Genomic DNA, 15,448 nt, shown 5'->3' on the forward strand with positions numbered 1-15,448 from the left:
TCCGCCCGCCTTTGCGGATCCCGTCTCAGGGGCGGCACGGTGACACAGCACCTCGCCGCCCCTGAGACGGGATCCGCCGTCACGCGGGGTCAGTCGGCCTTCACAAGCTCTCCGTCGCCCTCGTCGGCGACGACGGTGAGCTGCGGGCCGCGGCTGCCCCGCACCCGCCAGGCGATCCCGAGGACCAGCGCCCAGCCGGCCATCACGTACAGACAGACGCGGGCGTCGGCGTCGTAGGCGATCAGACAGCCGACGAACAGGAGAAAGACGATGGCGATCCAGGAACACACGGAGCCGCCCGGTGCCGGGAAAGAGGAAGCGGGAAGTCGGCCGGCGACGACCTGACGGCGATAGCGGACGTGGCTGATCAGAATCATCAGCCACGTCCAGATGCCGGCCGCGGTGGCGACGGAAGTGATGTAGCCGAACGCCTTCTCCGGCACAAGGTAGTTCAGGATGACGCCGATACCCATGAACAGGACCGAGACAGTGATGCCCAGGGCCGGTGTCCGGCTGGCCGAAAGGCGGGCGAATGCCTTGGGTGCCTCGCCGTTGTCGGCGAGGGTGCGCAGCATGCGGCCGGTGGAGTACATGCCGGAATTACAGGAGGACAGCGCGGCGGTGAGGACGACGAAGTTGACGATGCCCGCGCCGGCCGGAATTCCGATCACCGTGAAGGCTTCGACGAAGGGACTCACGCCGGGGGCGAACCGGGTCCACTTGACCACGCAGAGAATGACGGTCAGGGCGCCCACGTAGAAGAGGGCGATGCGCCACGGCAGGGTGTTGATCGCCTTGGGGAGGGTCTTCTCGGGATTCTCGGACTCACCGGCGGTGACACCGACCAGTTCGACCGCGAGGTAGGCGAACATCACGCCCTGGAGCGTCATCAGGGAGGAACCGATGCCGTGCGGGAAGAATCCGTCGAACGCCCAGAGGTTGGAGACGGCGGCATGGTCACCTGCCTGGCTGAATCCGAGGGTGAGCACCCCGAGGCCGATCACGATCATCCCTATGAGCGCGGTGACCTTGACCATCGAGAACCAGAACTCCAGCTCGCCGAAGACCTTCACCGAAATCAGGTTGACCCCGAACAGAATGACCAGGAAGGTCAGCGCGGTCACCCATTGAGGAATGGCCGGAAACCAGTAATTGACGTAGATCCCGGCGGCAGTCAGCTCTGCCATGCCGGTGACCACCCAGTTCAGCCAGTACGTCCAGCCGGTGAGATAGCCGAAGAACGGACTGATGAATTCCCGTGCGTACTCCGCGAACGACCCCGAGATCGGGCGGTAGAGCAGGAGTTCGCCGAGCGCCCGCATGATGAAGAAGACGATGACGCCCGCCAGGGCGTACATGACGATCAGGCTGGGCCCGGCCTTGGCGATGTTCGCCCCGGCGCCCAGGAACAGGCCGACGCCGATGGCGCCGCCGATCGCGATCATCTGGACCTGTCGGCTCCCCAGCCCGCGCTCGTACCCCTCCTCGGGTGTCTTCTCTGTACCGACCTGCGTCGACGTCATGTGTGTCGTCCTTTTCTCCGGAAAGGCCGGGATTCTCGTCGGCCTCGGGGCGGATCTCGACGTGCCGGGACGGAACGTGCCGGCACGGAAAGGGCATTGCCTCGACCGACCTGTGCTCAGCACGGGAAACATGTGCCGAGAAGGACTCACACGTGAGGAACGCGGCCCGCAATGTGCGGCCGGTCACTGTTAACACGCTGTCCATGGCCCACGGGGTTCACTCCGTGTTCGCCGTCTCTTCGCCGTCGGCGGCCTGCGGAGCGGTCTACAGGAACAGGGTGATGGGGTTGAGTTCGTCCTCGGCCGTCGGCGCGTCGGTCCATCCCAGACGCACCGGCACGTCGAACAGGCGGCCGAGGGCATAGCGGGGCCAGAAGTGGCGCAGGCCCGGCACCAGCACCTTGGCCACAGGCAGGCCGATGTCCGGGCGGGTCAGATCGGCCACCAAGACCTGCATGCCGCCGTCCGACACGGCGCGGCACAGCGCCTCGACGTCCGCGAGGGTGCCCTGTGCTTCGGAGACGAAGGGATGCGGCGCGGGGGACGGCCGAGCGGAGGCCGAGGGCCGCAGGTACGGCTGGTTGTCGAGGCCGGCTGTCAGCCACCAGTCGTGCAGTGGCTGGTGGTCCACGCCGCTGCGGGGGCCGCCGTCTGCCCCGGGCCGGAACGCGTCCGCTCCGGGCCGAAGTTGGTCGGCCTCTCTCATGGCCTTGTGCACGGCGGTCGCCATGTCCAGGGCAGCTCCGAAGCCCAGCACGATGCGCTCACCCCCGTCGTGCGTGACGGCCTTCCGGGAGACGGCCACGGCCGCCGGGACACCGAGGTCGGAGGTGATGTCGAGGACCCATGCCTCACGTCCCGTACGCGCGTGATCCTCTTGCCAGGCGGCCAGCGCGGCGGCGGCGACGCCGTGGACTGCCGCGGCCGGGCGGGCCACCCGGTTGTACCACCACAGCGCGACGCTGTCCCGTTCGATCAGTTCGAGCAGACCTTCCCGGACGGCCTCCGTCAATGTCCCTCCGGCGGCGCTGCCGTTGGAGTCGGTGTAGCAGAACGTCCGGCCCGGACGGTGCGGGTAGCGGTAGTACAGGAGGGCTGTCGGGACGTGCACGTGACGTCGTGCGGTGAGCGACCACACCGGCGTCCAGTCGTGCTCCTCGGTGTCGTCGAAGCGGACAGGGACCCGCCGGAAGGGGACCCCGCCGGCGTTCCACTCCTCGCGGTGCCGGTACTGGCGTTCGCTGAACAGTTGGAGTCGGTCGGGGTGCACGGCTTCGCCGTCCAGTTCGCGTAGCGTCGCCCTGACCCGGTACTCGTCGCCCTGCCAGAGGCCCGAGTAGCGTTCGATCGCCTCGCCGAGCGCGCCGGCCTGTGCCTGGTGCGCGGTACGGCCCTTTCCGGCGCTCGCCGAGCGCAGCGCGGTGTAGCGCTTGCGGGTGGTGGGCGCGTGCAGGCTGAAGTTGTGAACCGCGGTGTACACGTGATGGGTGGAGCTGCCGGTGGCGAGCGGCGTCAGCTCCGTCGCGATGCCGGTGACCGGGCTCACCAGGTGTCCGTACGCGCTCAGCAGGGCTTCGGGCGAGAGGGCCCGCCCGCCCGTCCCGGCGGGTGGGCCGGGGCCGTCGGCCAGGACAAGGGGGCTCGGGGGGCGCTCGCGACCGTCCTCGGCGTCGCCGCAGGAGGGGCACTGCGGTCTGCGGGCCATGCGGTGTCGCCGCGTCGTGAGCGTCACCGCGTCGAAGGTGAGCGCGTCCTCGTCCGCCTCGTCGGCGCGGGCGGCCCAGCGGGCGATCCGCAGCGCGGCGAGACGGGCGACGAGGCCGGTGACCATGGGACCGCCCAGCGGGACGTCGCTCGGGACGTGCTCGTCCGTGCGTGCCTCCAGGTACTCCCTCTCGAGGTGCCGCCCGGACAGGCGCTTCGAGGCGCAGTGCCAGCACGGTGCCCGCTCGGCGCAGAGCACCGGGCTGACGACGCCGAGGGCGCCGCTGAGTTTGACGACCCACAGCGGGCGGTGCGCGGTGCGGGCGGTGTCGCTCACGGCGAGCAGTTCGGGGTCACGCAGGTCGTCGGTGACGACCGCTTCGACGACGTCGCCGACTGCGTCGCTCACCCCGTCCTCGGTGGCGGGAGCGGCGAGGCGCAGGCCGGTGTCGGTGAGCGCTGTGGCCAGGGGGGCCGCGTCGGCGCCGCCGAGCGCCCGCAGACGTACGGTGACGGCCCGCAGACGTTCTCCGGCCCGGTCCGCGTCGACACCCGCGTGTTCCCAGTACGCGGCGTCCGCCGGGCTGTTCAGGCCGTCGGCCGCCGGCGGCTCCACGACGATTCCGGCCGCGGCCAGCCGGTCCAGCTGGCTGTGCACGTGATCCGCGGTGAAGGCGGGAGCCAGGTGCCGTACCACCTGTTCACGGGTGTACCGGCCGTCGAGCAAGGGGGTCAGGGCCCAGATCATCGGTCCGTGCAGGACCGTGGTCCGGGCGCCCCTCAGGAGGAAGACTCCGTCGTGCCGTACGGGCCGGACATCGATGTCCGACCGGAACCTTATGGAGCGTTCTTCCACGCCGCGATGTCCGGTCCGTGCCTGGGGCGGGCCGCCGACCGGTGGGACGGACGGCCCGCCCGCGCCGTGCAGGCTCAGTTCTCGACGACCCAGTCGGTGTTGTAGACCTGCTGCGCCGCAGCGTCCATGTCCTCGATCTCGATCGCGGCCTGCTCGTTGACGTCGGTGGTGGAGTTCATCGTGGCTCCTTACGTATGTCTGTTCCGAGGTGTTCCGAGACGGAACCTCCTTGTGCCGTGAATGTAGCCGCCTGTTCCAGGCGTACGGCATACGGATCGGCACACGTTTCACTTTGAGGCAGGCGTTGCCACCGTGCGGGCAGAGGACGAACCGCCCGATGAACCGGATGACCAACCGTTGAACCGGATGGCCGCCCCACCGCCGCGCCCCCGCGGAGCAGTCGTCAGTCGAGGGTGAGGATGATGCGGTCGCGCACCTCGCCGCTCTCCAGCAGGCGGTGGGCCTCGGCGGCGTCCCGCATGGGCAGGGGCTTGCGGGCCTTCATCTTCAGCCGTCCCTCGGCCAGCAGGGCCATGCCCTCGTCCAGGGAGCCGGGGGCGCGGTCCGCCGTGGGTCCGGACAGCATCACGCCGAAGTCCGACGCCTTGGGGTCGGACAGGGTGATGACGCGCTCGGGTCCCCCGGCGAGCGTGACGGCGTCACCGAGTGCTCCCTTGCCGGCCGCGTCGAAGACGGCGTCCACCGGCCCCAGAGCCTTGACCGCCTCGACGAGACCGGAGCCGTAGCGCACCGGGGTCGCGCCGAGCTCGGCGGCGAGGCTGTCGTCCCGCGCTCCCACCGCGCTGACGACCTTCACGCCGCGGGCGACCGCCAGCTGCGTCGCGATGACGCCGACCGACCCGCCGCCGCCGAGCAGCAGCATCGTCTCTCCCCGCTCGATCCCCAGCTGCCGCAGGACACCGGCCGCGGCCTCCACGGAACTGGGCAGCGCGGCGGCGTCCACCCAGGACACCGCGTCCGCCTTGTGCGTCCAGATCGACGCCACCGCGTACTCGGCGTAGCCGCCGCGCTCGAAGAGGACGGCGGCCACCTCGTCGCCGACCCGCGTTCCCGACACACCGGGTCCGACCGCGTCGACGACACCGGCCACCTCGTACCCGAGGACCGGGTTCGGGGGCAGGGGGAACCTCAGGTGACCGGCCCGGATCGCCAGGTCGGTCGGGCCGACGCCCGCGGCACGCACCTTGATCCGGATTTCTCCGTGCGCGGGTTCCGGCATCGGAACCTCCGCCCACTTCAGTACATCGGGCGACCCATATCCGGTCATGACTACGGCGTTCGGCATGGTGGCTCCAGTTCTCTCGGGCAGGTACCACGAATATAGTTGATATATCACGCATCCGGGCGAACCGCAGGTCGAGCGCGCGCCAGGCACACCCCCTCCACACGTTCACCGGACGCGTACACCTCACATATACCTGGCATGTATACACAGTGCGTATAGTGTGTCGCCCCCAACCCACAGCAGGAGGCGACGATGAGTGAACTCCGGACGCGGATCGGCCGTGCCGCGGCGGCGACGGCGGGCGGGCTGTTGCTCGGCGTCCTCACCAACCTGGCGCAGGGCTGGCTCCCGGGAGACTGGAACCAGATCGCCAACTCGGGTGCCGTCTGGTCCGCTGTCGCCTTCGCCGCCGGAGCGGTGCTGTATCCGCGCGGTTCCGTGACGCAGGCCGCGCTCGGCGGGCTGGGCGCGGAGGTCGGGCTGGTCGTCGGGTACTACGGCTATGCCGAGTTCGGGCGTGACGGCATGGGCGACCTGTCCGCTCCCCTCCTGTGGCTCGGCATGGCCTGCGTGGCGGGGCCGCTGTTCGGTGTGGCGGGCCACTGGTGGCGGCGTGGCCGGACCAAGCGCACCCGGGTCACCGCCGTGGCCGCGCTCGCCGGCCTCTTCGGCATGGAGGGGCTCATGTACGCCTGGGTGCTCCACTACGCCCCGCAGGCCTGGACCTGCCTCGCCCTGGCGCTGCTGATACCGCTGCTCATGGCCCGCGCCCTCGTCGAGCGTGTCCTGACCCTGGCCGTCGCCGTGGGCTTCGCGCTGGTCGCCTTCGGCCTCGTGGTGCTGCCTCTTCAGGCGCTCTCCGCCTGACCACCGGGATACGCGTGCAGGTGGCACACTCACACGTATTCGGACATCGCGAAGTTCGGGCTGAACCTTATTCCGGTCGACATCGTGTTTCAGGCGCCAGACATGGTTCGCGTCATGACGACCTCAGCGCTGGGCACAACCGAACCTCGAAGTAGAAGCGGGCATCTTCAGTGAACATACGCAGCAGGCGAGTAGTACTCCCCCTTCTGCTGGGGCTGACCTGCGCCGTGTCGAGCGCCTGTGGCGCCGGTGGCGGCGACTGGCTCGGCCGGGCTCCCAGCGTGGTCGTCGGCATGACCGACGACGTTCTGGCCACGGACCCGGCCTCCGGCTACGACCCCGGCTCGTGGCTGCTGTTCGACAACGTTTTCCAGTCCCTGCTCAGTTTTCCCGCCGGGGGCACGGAGCCGGAGCCCGAGGTGGCCGAACACTGCGGCTTCACGGACGGGCAGAGCAAGGTGTACCGGTGCACCCTCAAGGACGGAATCGAGTTCAGCAACGGCGACTCGCTCACGTCCAAGGACGTCAAGTTCTCCTTCGACCGCCTGCTCAGGATCAACGACCCGGCCGGCCCCGCGGTCATGTTCCCCACGCTCGGCAAGATCTCCACACCGGACGACCGAACCGTCGTCTTCCACCTCAAGGCGCCCGATGCCACCTTCCCCAGCGCCATAGCCTCCGGCGCCGGTTCCATCGTGGACAGCGGCGCGTACGACGGGGACGCCTTGCGCACCGACCATCAGGCGGTCGGCTCGGGCCCCTACGAGCTGGAGTCCTTCGACAAGGGCCAGGCGGTCTTCTCGGTCAACGACAGGTACAAGGGCACCGCTGTGGTCAAGAACGGCGGCATCACCCTGAAGTTCTTCCACAGCGACCGCGACGCGCTGAAGCGAGCCCTGCTCGGCGGCGAGGTGGACCTGGCCTACCGGGGCCTGGGCGTGGACGACATCGACAGCCTGGAGCAGCAGGGCGGCCGGGCCGGCGTCGATGTCGTCGAGGGCAGCAGCGCCGAGATCCAGCACCTCGTCTTCAACATGGACGACCCGGTGGCCGGGCGACTGGGCGTGCGCCGGGCGATCGCGTACCTCCTGAACCGGCAGGCCCTGGTCAAGCAGGTGTACAAGGGCACCGCGATCCCGCTGTACTCGATCATCCCCGCGGGCATCGTCGGCCACCACACGGCCTTCTTCGACCGCTACGGCGGCGGTACCGCCACGGACAAGGCCGCCGCGGCCCTGGAGGACGAGGGCATCACCGGGAAGGTGAAGCTGACGCTGTGGTCCACTCCGTCCCGGTACGGTCCGGCGACCGATCAGGAACTGGCGGCGATCGCCGCACAGCTGAACGCCAGCGGCCTGTTCGACGCCGACATGAAGTCCGTGGCGTTCGGGCAGTACGAGAAGGACATCGCCGCGGGCCGCTACGGCGTCTACGTCAAGGGCTGGGTGCCGGACTACCCCGACCCGGACAACTTCACGACGCCCTTCTTCGGCGACGGCAACGTACTGGACAACCACTACAAGAACAGCAAGCTCACCGGCACCCTGATCCCGGACACCGCCGCGGTCAGCGACCGCCCCGCCGCCGGCACGCTGTTCGAGAAGATCCAGGACATCGTGGCGGACGAGGTACCGGTGCTGCCCCTCTGGCAGGGCAAGCAGTACGCGGTCGTGCGCAACGACATCGACATCGACGGCTACGAGTACTGCATGGACGCCTCGACGGTGTTCCGGTTCTGGGAGCTCAGCAAGGCGTGACGCCCGGTCCGGCGTGCGGCGGACGCGTTCGGACAGCCGGGACGGGTTCGTCCGTCCACCGGTCCGGTGGGCGACGGCGTACCCGTCCCGCCGCGCCCGCTTGCGGACGTCGTTCTCAGTCCTCCACCCAGCCGTGCCGTCGCCCGAGCTCCGCCAGTTCCCCCCGCAGCTGCACGATCTGTTCCCCCGTTAGCCAGGAGGCCTGCTTCAACAGGAGTTCGGTGACCTCGGAGCTGTACTCGGCCGAGCTGAGCACATCACAAGTGCTCTCGTCGTCATCGTCGACGACAGCCGCGGGCCGCACGGCCGCCGGTGCCTGGCTCGCGAGCCGGACGCCCGCGGCCTTCAGCCCGCGGTCCCCCTGTTCGACGTCGAACTCCACCCGCGCTCCCGAACGTACGGAGGATTCCGGGAACAGCAGGTCGTTGACGTGGAGAAACACGTCCTCCCCACCCTGCTCGGGAGCGATGAACCCGTAACCACGCACCGCGTCATACCGAATAACCTTGCCGGCGATCATTTTTTCAACCCCAGAGACACTACTCAGATACGTTTCTCGGGCAACACACCCGAACACCTGATCCGGAGTGTAACGGGCTCAACCCGACATGCCGGTGGCGTCCGCCCGGTGCCGGTGCGCGGCACGCGTGGCGGGCAGAGCGGCGAGGGCGGCGGCGCCGACCACCGCGGTCAGTGCGAACACGGCCAGCAGCCCCGCCCGAGGTGTCCGAGCGAGGCCGGCGCCGATGCCGGTGGACCGGCCCTGGGCGTCGATGAGCCAACGCGCCAGCGGCAGGCCCGCGACCAGACCGGCGACCACCGCTGCCAGTGCGGTGGACACGGTCGTGGCGACCGTGCCGGCGGCGATCTGCCGCGGGGACAGACCGATCGCCTTGAGCGCGAGCAGGTCGCCCTCGCTCTCGCGCACGGTGGCGCCGATCGCGGTGAGCAGTTCCAGCAGGCCGATGAAGGCGAGGACCGCGATCAGCCCCGCGACGACACCGCGCAGCGGGGACAGCCCTTCGGCGGGATCGGGTGCGGTGTACACGTCGACGTGGCCGTGGGCCCGGGCGGCGACCGCGGCGGCGACCGCGTCCGCGCCCGCGCCGGGGCGCAGCCTCAGCTCGTAGAGGGAGGGACGCAGGTCCGGGTCGTCGGCGCGGAGGTTGTCGAGGGATGTGGAGATGACCCGGCCCGCGCTCTCCGGTTCGATGGCACGGCCGACGATGTGCAGGATCTGCGGGCGGGCGCCGACGGTCAGACGCACCCAGGCGCCGACCCGCACGTGCAGCAGGTCGAGCAGTCCCTGGCCGGCCACGGCCTCGTTCGGGCCGCGCGGTGCCCGGCCCTCGGCGAGGGTGTAGGGGTAGGGGGCGCCGTCGGTGCCGAGGCCGCGCAGCGCGATGGTGGCGGTCTGGCCCGGGGCCAGGGCGCTTCTCTCCACGCCCGGGTACGCAGCGGTGATGCGCGGGTCCTCGCGCAGCAGGGCGCGGACCGCTCTGTCGTCGAGCCCGTCGGGGCGGACGGTGAGTCCGCCGGCGAGTCCGACGCGCTCGGGATGGTCGTGCAGGCCGTCGATGGTGCTCCACGCGCTCATCGCCACCACGATCAGCAGCAGCGGCAGGGCGAGCCGGGCGGCGGTGGCCAAGGAACGCGGCCGGCGGGCGATCGCCCGGTGCACGCCCAGCACCAGCGCGGGTGACAGACCGCGGCCGACCGCGCGGCGGGCGAGGACGGACAGGCCCCGGCCGGTGTGCGCGGCGCGCCGGGCGACCGGGACGGGCGGGACACGGCCGGCCCGCCAGGCGGCCAGCGCCGTGGTGGCGCCGATGTACAGCACGGCGCCCACCGACACCGCGAGCAGGGCGGCGGTGTGCTCCGGCAGGCCCTGCCAGATGCCGACCGCCTCACCGAGCCGCCCGGGGATGCGCCGGCCGAGGCCCTGCACGCACGCGGCCGCGGTGACGGATCCGAGCAGCGCGTAGGAGAGGTGCTGCAGCACGAAGACGCGGACGACCTGGCCCGGGGTGAAGCCGATCGCCTTCAGCACGGCGATGTCGCGCAGGTGGCCGCGGACCCGGGTGCTGATCGCGCCGTGCACGGCGAAGCCGGCGGCGACCAGCGCGGCGAGCCCGAACAGGCCGAGCACCTGGCCGAGCAACCGGTTGTCGCCCTGGGCCTGTTCGCGTGCCTGCTGCCAGGTGGAGACCTGCCCGACCACGCCGGCGCCGAGCACGGTGACGGCCCGCTGGACGGCGTAGTCGGTGTCCTCGGGGTCGGTCAGCCGCAGCCCGGTGACCTGGCCGTCGGGAGCGCTGACGGCGGCGGGCGGCGCCCAGACCGGTCCGGGGCGTTCGCCGGGGCTGTAGCGGGGTTCGGCGCTGTCGGCGATACCGAGGACGGTGACGGTGCGGCCGGTGCCGGACAGGGTCAGAGTGTCGCCGGGGCCGGCCAGCAGGGCGCGGGCGAGGTGCGTCTCGAGGACCACACCGTCGGGGTCGGACGTCCGCAGCCAGTGCCCGGCGGTGAGCAGGGGGCGGCCCACGGACGGCAGTCCGGTGGTGCCGCGCAGTTCGGCGGAGGCACGGACGCCGTGCGCGGTGAGGGTGGCCGACTCGGTGGGGTAGGGACCCGCGACGGAGTCGACGCCGTTCAGAGCGGCCAGCCGTGCGGTGTCGGCGGAGGCGCTGGTGTGTATCCATACGTGTGCGCCGTTGGCCCGGGTGAAGACACGTTGCCAGGGATTGGTGGCATAACCGAACAACGCCGTGGCCAACAGCAGGGCGGCGACGATGCCGCCGGTGGCCAGAACGAGGAACAGCGCCTCGCCGCGGTGTCTGCGGAGGTCGGCGTGCGCCCAGCGCAGTACGGCCCGCACCGGTCAGTCCCGCAGCTCGAGAACGCCGGCCGCCGCGCCCCTGACGTGGCCGGGACCGGCGTCCAGTGCGGCGTCGTCCGCTATGCGTCCGTCGAAGAGGCTGATGACGCGGTCGGCTGCGCTGGCCAGCCGGGCGTCATGGGTGACGAGGACGATGGTCTGGCCCCGGCTGTGGAAACGGGTGAGCAGCCGGGTCACCTCCCGGGTCCCCCTGCTGTCCAGGCTGCCCGCGGGTTCGTCGGCGAGCAGCAGGTCCGGCTGGTTGACCAGGGCGCGGGCCAGCGCGACCCGCTGCTGCTCGCCGCCGGACAGCTCCCCCGGCATGTTGCGTTCCTTGCCGACCAGGCCCAGTTCGGCCAGCAGCTCGGCGCGCCGGGTCCGTGCCTGCCGGGCGGAGGTGCCGGCGAGCAGGGCGGGCAGCTCGACGTTGTCGCGGACGGACAGGTCGGAGACCAGATTGAAGAACTGGAAGACGATGCCGACACGGGTCCTTCGCTCCACGGCCCAGCGTGCCTCGTCGTAACGGTCGGTGGCCTCACCGTCCAGCCAGACGCGGCCGGCGTCGGGCTGCTGGAGTCCGCCGAGCAGATGCAGCAGAGTCGATTTTCCCGCGCCGGACGGGCCGGTCACCGCGACGAACTCGCCCCTGCGGACGGTGAGGTCGACGCCGCGCACGGCGTGCGCGGGAGCGCCCTCGCCGTAGTGGGTCTTGGTGAGTCCCTCGGCCCTGAGCAGGGGTGGAGGGGCACCCGCTTCGGCTCCAGCGGTCATCCCGGTTCTTCCAGTTCTTCCTGGCATCGTTCCAGCCAGTCGAGGTCGGCCTGGAGGTGCAACATGGCGCCTTCGAACAGCAGTTGGGAGATGCGGTGGTCGCGGTCTTCGGCAGCGGCGAGTTTCGACAGAGTACGCATGGTGTTGAGGTATTGGCGTCGCTGACGGTTGATCAGGGCGATCTGGTCGGCGAGACCGGTCTGCGGGGCCAGCGCGAGCTTCATGAAGAAGTCGTCCCTGACCCGGGGTTCCTCGGCGGTCTCCTCGAACCAGGCCTGCACCGCTTCACGCCCGGCGTCGGTGAGGTGGTAGATCTTCTTGTTGGGCCGGCCGGACTGCTCGACCTGCTCGCCCTCGATGAGCCCCGACTTCTCCAGGCGACCGAGAGTGACGTAGATCTGGCCGATGTTGGGCTGAGGGTACGCGGCGCCGAGGAGTTGCTCAAGATCCTGTCTGAGCTCGTAGCCGTGCGCCGGTCCGCGCGCCAGCAGGGCCAGGAGAGGCAGCCGCACTTGCGCTCTCCACCTCGTCTCCGTGTCGGGTCCGGTGCACCGGTCGGCCCCGGACGGTCGCACCGGTGCCGGTGACCGATGTATCGCAGGCCCTAGTATCGCGCATACCTAACAGGTATACATGCATCTGCTGCCGCGGCGAAGGTGCCCGGCGCGTCGAGCTGGGAGGGACCCATGCGGTGGGCACACGCCGCCGGCCGGGGCCTTCTCGTCTTCGTGGTGCTCCTGTCCGGTTATGTCTCCGCCGATGTGCGCGACGACGCGCCCGGCTCCGGGCGCGGTCCGCTCACCCTGGCCACGGCCGGGGACCTGACCGGGTATCTCGGGCCGCTTCTCGCGGGCTGGAACCGGACGCACCCCGGCGAGAAGGTCAGCCTGGTCGAGCTGCCGGACTCCGCCGACGAGACGCACGCGCAGATGGAGACCGACCTGCGCGGCGGGGGCCGCGGCCGGTTCGACATCGTCAACATCGACGTGGACTGGACCTCGCAGTTCGCCGCCGCGGGCTGGCTACAGGCACTGCCGCGCGGCCGGTTCGCGCTGGACAGCTTCCTGCCCCCGGTCGTCGACACCGCCACCTACCAGGGGCAGTTGTACGCGGTGCCCTACGTCACCAACGCCGGTCTGCTCCTCTACCGCAAGGACGTCCTGGCCAAGGAGGGACTGGCGCCGCCGCGCACCTGGGCCGAACTGGAGCGGGCGGCGAAGACCGTCGCGCCGAAGTACGGACTCGACGGGTACGCGGGCCAGTTGTTGCCGTACGAGGGGCTGACGGTCAACGCCACCGAGGCGATCTACTCCGCGGGCGGCACCGTGCTGGACGACGAGGGCGACCGGGTCACCGTCGACTCCGCGGCGGCCCGCGAGGGCATCGGCTTCCTCGCGCGCGGTGTGCGCGAGGGGTGGATACCGAAGGCGGCGCTGACGTACAAGGAAGAGGAGTCCAAGCAGGCGTTCGAGGACGGCCACCTGCTCTTCCTGCGGAACTGGCCCTATGCGTACGTCGCTTCCGACCGCCCGGGTTCGGCGGTGGCGGGCGAGGTCGGCGCCGTACGGCTGCCGGGTCCCGACGGGCCGGGCACCAGCGTGCTGGGCGGCTCCAACCTGGCCGTCACGGCCCATGCCAGGCACGCCGACTCCGCCGAGCGCCTGATCGCGTACCTCACCAGCGCGCCCGTGCAGCGGCAGGTCCTGACCCGTGGCGCGCTGCCGCCGGTCCGCGCCGATCTGTACGAGGATCCCGCGCTGGTGCGGCGCTTCCCGTACCTGCCCGTGCTGCGCGCCGCGGTCCTGTCCGCCGCGCCACGGCCCAAGAGTCCCGAGTACGACCAGGTCAGTCTGGTCATCCAGTCGGTCGTCCACGACGCCCTGACGGGGCGGGTGACGCCGGCGGCGGCGGTACGGCGGTTGAGTGCCGAGCTGTCGGCCCTCACGCGACCCTGACGTCAGCCACAACGCACACCTTCTAGTTACCTGTTATGTATGTGGCAGGAACTTTGTGGTGGCATTTTGCCCGCCTTTATCCCTTTTTGCGGCGCCACCGATCCGGCAAACGTACACTCACCCGTTGACATCTTCGCGTCATACCTACTTAACATGTATGCATAACAACGGCCACGCACAGACAGGCACCCGGGGTGATTCCCAAGAACATTGACGCGCGCAGCTGGTGGCGCGACGCGGTGATCTACCAGGTTTACGTCCGCAGCTTCCTCGACAGCACCGGCGACGGCATAGGCGATCTGGCCGGTGTCCGGGCCGGACTGCCCTACCTGCGCAAGCTGGGCGTCGACGGGATCTGGCTGAGCCCCTTCTACCCCTCGCCGCAGCACGACCACGGCTACGACGTCGCCGACTACCGCGACGTCGACCCGGTCTTCGGCGACCTCGGTGAGTTCGACCTGCTGATGGCGGCCGCCCGTCGCCTCGGCATCAAGGTCCTCCTGGACATCGTGCCGAACCACTGCTCCAGCGAGCACCCCGACTTCCGGGCGGCGCTCGCCGCGCCGCCCGGAAGCGCGGCCCGTGCCCGGTTCCACTTCGCCGACGGCCGCGGCCCCGACGGGTCCGAGCCGCCCAACAACTGGCACGCCATGTTCGGCGGACCGGCCTGGAGCAGGGTCACCGAGGCCGACGGCCGGCCCGGCCAGTGGTATCTGCACATGTTCACCCCCGAGCAGCCCGACTGGAACTGGCGCGACCCCGAGGTGCCCGCCCACTTCGACCAGGTGCTGCGCTTCTGGCTGGACCGGGGTGTCGACGGTTTCCGCATCGACGTCGCGGCCGGGCTGTTCAAGCACCCCGACCTGCCGGACTCGCTGGACCCGGAGGCCGACGCCCGTACCCGGGACTCCGTCAACCCCCTCGCCTGGAACCAGCCCGAGGTGCACGACGTATGGCGGCACTGGCGCGCGGTGTGCGAGGAGTACACCGCCCGCGACGGCCGCGAACGGCTCCTGGTCGGCGAGGTGTCCGTGCCCACCGCCCGCGAACACGCCCGCTACGTACGGCCCGACGAACTGCACCAGGCGTTCTTCTTCGACCTGCTCAGCGCCCCCTGGAACGTGGACGCCTTCCGCAAGGTCATCTCCGAGGCCATGGAGGACATCGCGGGCACCGGCTCCACGGTCACCTGGGTCCTCAACAACCACGACCAGGTCCGCACTGTCACCCGCTACGGCGAACCCACGCCCGAGGGCAGCGGCCTCGGCACGGCCCGCGCCCGGGCCGCCGCACTGCTGATGCTGGCGCTGCCGGGAGCGGCGTACGTCTACCAGGGCGAGGAGCTGGGCCTGCCCGAGGTCGTCGACCTGCCGGACGACGTGCTCACCGACCCGATCTTCCGGCGCACCGGCAGCCGGGCCCGTATCCGCGACGGCTGCCGCGTACCGCTGCCGTGGTCGGGGCAGGCCTCGCCGTTCGGGTTCACCTCCAGCGTCGAGGGCGTCAAGCCGTGGCTGCCGCAGCCCGAGTGGTTCGCCGAGCACGCCACCGACCGCGCACTCGCCGACACCCGCTCCTTCTGGCACCTGTACCGCGACGGCCTGCAACTGCGCTCCGCACTGCCCCAGTTGGGCGAGGGCTCGCTGCGCTGGCTGGACACCCCGCCCGGCGTGCTGGCCTTCACCCGCGGCGACGGCCTGGTCTGCGCCGTCAACTTCGACACCGCCCCCACCCCCGCGCCGGTCTCCGGCGTCCCCCTGCTCACCAGCGGCCCCTGCGAGCCCGGCGTCCTGGCCGGCTCTACGACCGCCTGGTGGATCACCGACGGCACCGAAGGCTGACCCACGCCCGGCACCGTTCCTCCCCCTCCTGTTCGTCCTCCGTGAAGCCC

Annotated in this window: 11 protein-coding genes; 4 read left to right on the forward strand and 7 right to left on the reverse strand. The window is 70.6% G+C overall.

Going from position 1 to position 15,448, the window contains the following annotated elements; translation table 11 throughout:
* Positions 1 to 89: 89 nt before the first annotated feature.
* The 3 genes from ACFVDP_RS40740 to ACFVDP_RS40750 all read right to left on the reverse strand — a co-directional run bounded on the left by ACFVDP_RS40740 (position 90) and on the right by ACFVDP_RS40750 (position 5,389).
* Positions 90 to 1,523 carry an amino acid permease gene (locus tag ACFVDP_RS40740; protein ID WP_383501846.1) on the reverse strand — a complete coding sequence of 478 codons (1,434 nt, stop codon included), beginning with the start codon at positions 1,521 to 1,523 and terminating at the stop codon, positions 90 to 92.
* Positions 1,524 to 1,788: 265 nt separating this feature from the next.
* The gene (locus ACFVDP_RS40745) at positions 1,789 to 4,083 is read right to left on the reverse strand and encodes a TOMM precursor leader peptide-binding protein (protein WP_383501849.1); all 2,295 of its coding nucleotides are present in this window, start codon (positions 4,081 to 4,083) and stop codon (positions 1,789 to 1,791) included.
* A 403-nt stretch (positions 4,084 to 4,486) separates the two neighbouring features.
* The gene (locus ACFVDP_RS40750; RefSeq protein ID WP_383501852.1) at positions 4,487 to 5,389 is read right to left on the reverse strand and encodes an NADP-dependent oxidoreductase; all 903 of its coding nucleotides are present in this window, start codon (positions 5,387 to 5,389) and stop codon (positions 4,487 to 4,489) included.
* Between the two features lie 192 nt (positions 5,390 to 5,581).
* Here ACFVDP_RS40750 and ACFVDP_RS40755 point away from each other — a divergent pair, with 192 nt between their 5' ends.
* Together ACFVDP_RS40755 and ACFVDP_RS40760 are read left to right on the forward strand one after the other, a co-directional pair.
* On the forward strand, positions 5,582 to 6,196 hold the full coding sequence (locus tag ACFVDP_RS40755; RefSeq protein ID WP_383501855.1) for a DUF6518 family protein: 615 nt from the start codon (positions 5,582 to 5,584) through the stop codon (positions 6,194 to 6,196).
* 170 nt (positions 6,197 to 6,366) lie between these two features.
* Positions 6,367 to 7,953: an ABC transporter substrate-binding protein gene (locus tag ACFVDP_RS40760; RefSeq protein ID WP_383501858.1), complete on the forward strand. Its 1,587-nt coding sequence runs from the start codon at positions 6,367 to 6,369 to the stop codon at positions 7,951 to 7,953.
* A 115-nt stretch (positions 7,954 to 8,068) separates the two neighbouring features.
* Here ACFVDP_RS40760 and ACFVDP_RS40765 read toward each other — a convergent pair whose 3' ends face one another.
* From ACFVDP_RS40765 to ACFVDP_RS40780, 4 genes are all read right to left on the reverse strand, one after another.
* Entirely contained in the window at positions 8,069 to 8,473 is a 405-nt protein-coding gene (locus ACFVDP_RS40765) for a cold-shock protein (RefSeq protein ID WP_383501861.1), read from the reverse strand.
* 78 nt (positions 8,474 to 8,551) lie between these two features.
* Positions 8,552 to 10,831 (reverse strand): FtsX-like permease family protein, encoded by a 2,280-nt coding sequence (locus tag ACFVDP_RS40770; protein ID WP_383501864.1) that lies wholly within the window; start codon positions 10,829 to 10,831, stop codon positions 8,552 to 8,554.
* 3 nt (positions 10,832 to 10,834) lie between these two features.
* Positions 10,835 to 11,602: an ABC transporter ATP-binding protein gene (locus tag ACFVDP_RS40775; RefSeq protein WP_383501867.1), complete on the reverse strand. Its 768-nt coding sequence runs from the start codon at positions 11,600 to 11,602 to the stop codon at positions 10,835 to 10,837.
* On the reverse strand, positions 11,599 to 12,114 hold the full coding sequence (locus tag ACFVDP_RS40780; protein ID WP_383501869.1) for a PadR family transcriptional regulator: 516 nt from the start codon (positions 12,112 to 12,114) through the stop codon (positions 11,599 to 11,601). Before ACFVDP_RS40780 ends, ACFVDP_RS40775 begins: the two co-directional genes overlap by 4 nt.
* 174 nt (positions 12,115 to 12,288) lie before the next feature.
* Here ACFVDP_RS40780 and ACFVDP_RS40785 point away from each other — a divergent pair, with 174 nt between their 5' ends.
* On the forward strand, positions 12,289 to 13,557 hold the full coding sequence (locus ACFVDP_RS40785) for an ABC transporter substrate-binding protein (protein WP_383501872.1): 1,269 nt from the start codon (positions 12,289 to 12,291) through the stop codon (positions 13,555 to 13,557).
* Between the two features lie 194 nt (positions 13,558 to 13,751).
* Complete coding sequence (locus ACFVDP_RS40790) at positions 13,752 to 15,398, forward strand: glycoside hydrolase family 13 protein (protein WP_383501875.1); 1,647 nt, start codon at positions 13,752 to 13,754, stop codon at positions 15,396 to 15,398.
* The last annotated feature ends 50 nt before the right edge of the window (positions 15,399 to 15,448 follow it).

This window comes from Streptomyces sp. NPDC057694 (assembly GCF_042799415.1).
Taxonomy (GTDB): domain Bacteria; phylum Actinomycetota; class Actinomycetes; order Streptomycetales; family Streptomycetaceae; genus Streptomyces.

What these genes read in the sequence shown, in the direction of transcription:
- ACFVDP_RS40740 (WP_383501846.1), bottom strand. Translation starts at nt 1,523, where the DNA reads ATGACGTCGACGCAGGTCGGTACAGAGAAGACACCCGAGGAGGGGTAC.
- ACFVDP_RS40750 (WP_383501852.1), bottom strand. Translation starts at nt 5,389, where the DNA reads ATGCCGAACGCCGTAGTCATGACCGGATATGGGTCGCCCGATGTACTG.
- ACFVDP_RS40755 (WP_383501855.1), top strand. Translation starts at nt 5,582, where the DNA reads ATGAGTGAACTCCGGACGCGGATCGGCCGTGCCGCGGCGGCGACGGCG.
- ACFVDP_RS40765 (WP_383501861.1), bottom strand. Translation starts at nt 8,473, where the DNA reads ATGATCGCCGGCAAGGTTATTCGGTATGACGCGGTGCGTGGTTACGGG.
- ACFVDP_RS40775 (WP_383501867.1), bottom strand. Translation starts at nt 11,602, where the DNA reads ATGACCGCTGGAGCCGAAGCGGGTGCCCCTCCACCCCTGCTCAGGGCC.
- ACFVDP_RS40785 (WP_383501872.1), top strand. Translation starts at nt 12,289, where the DNA reads ATGCGGTGGGCACACGCCGCCGGCCGGGGCCTTCTCGTCTTCGTGGTG.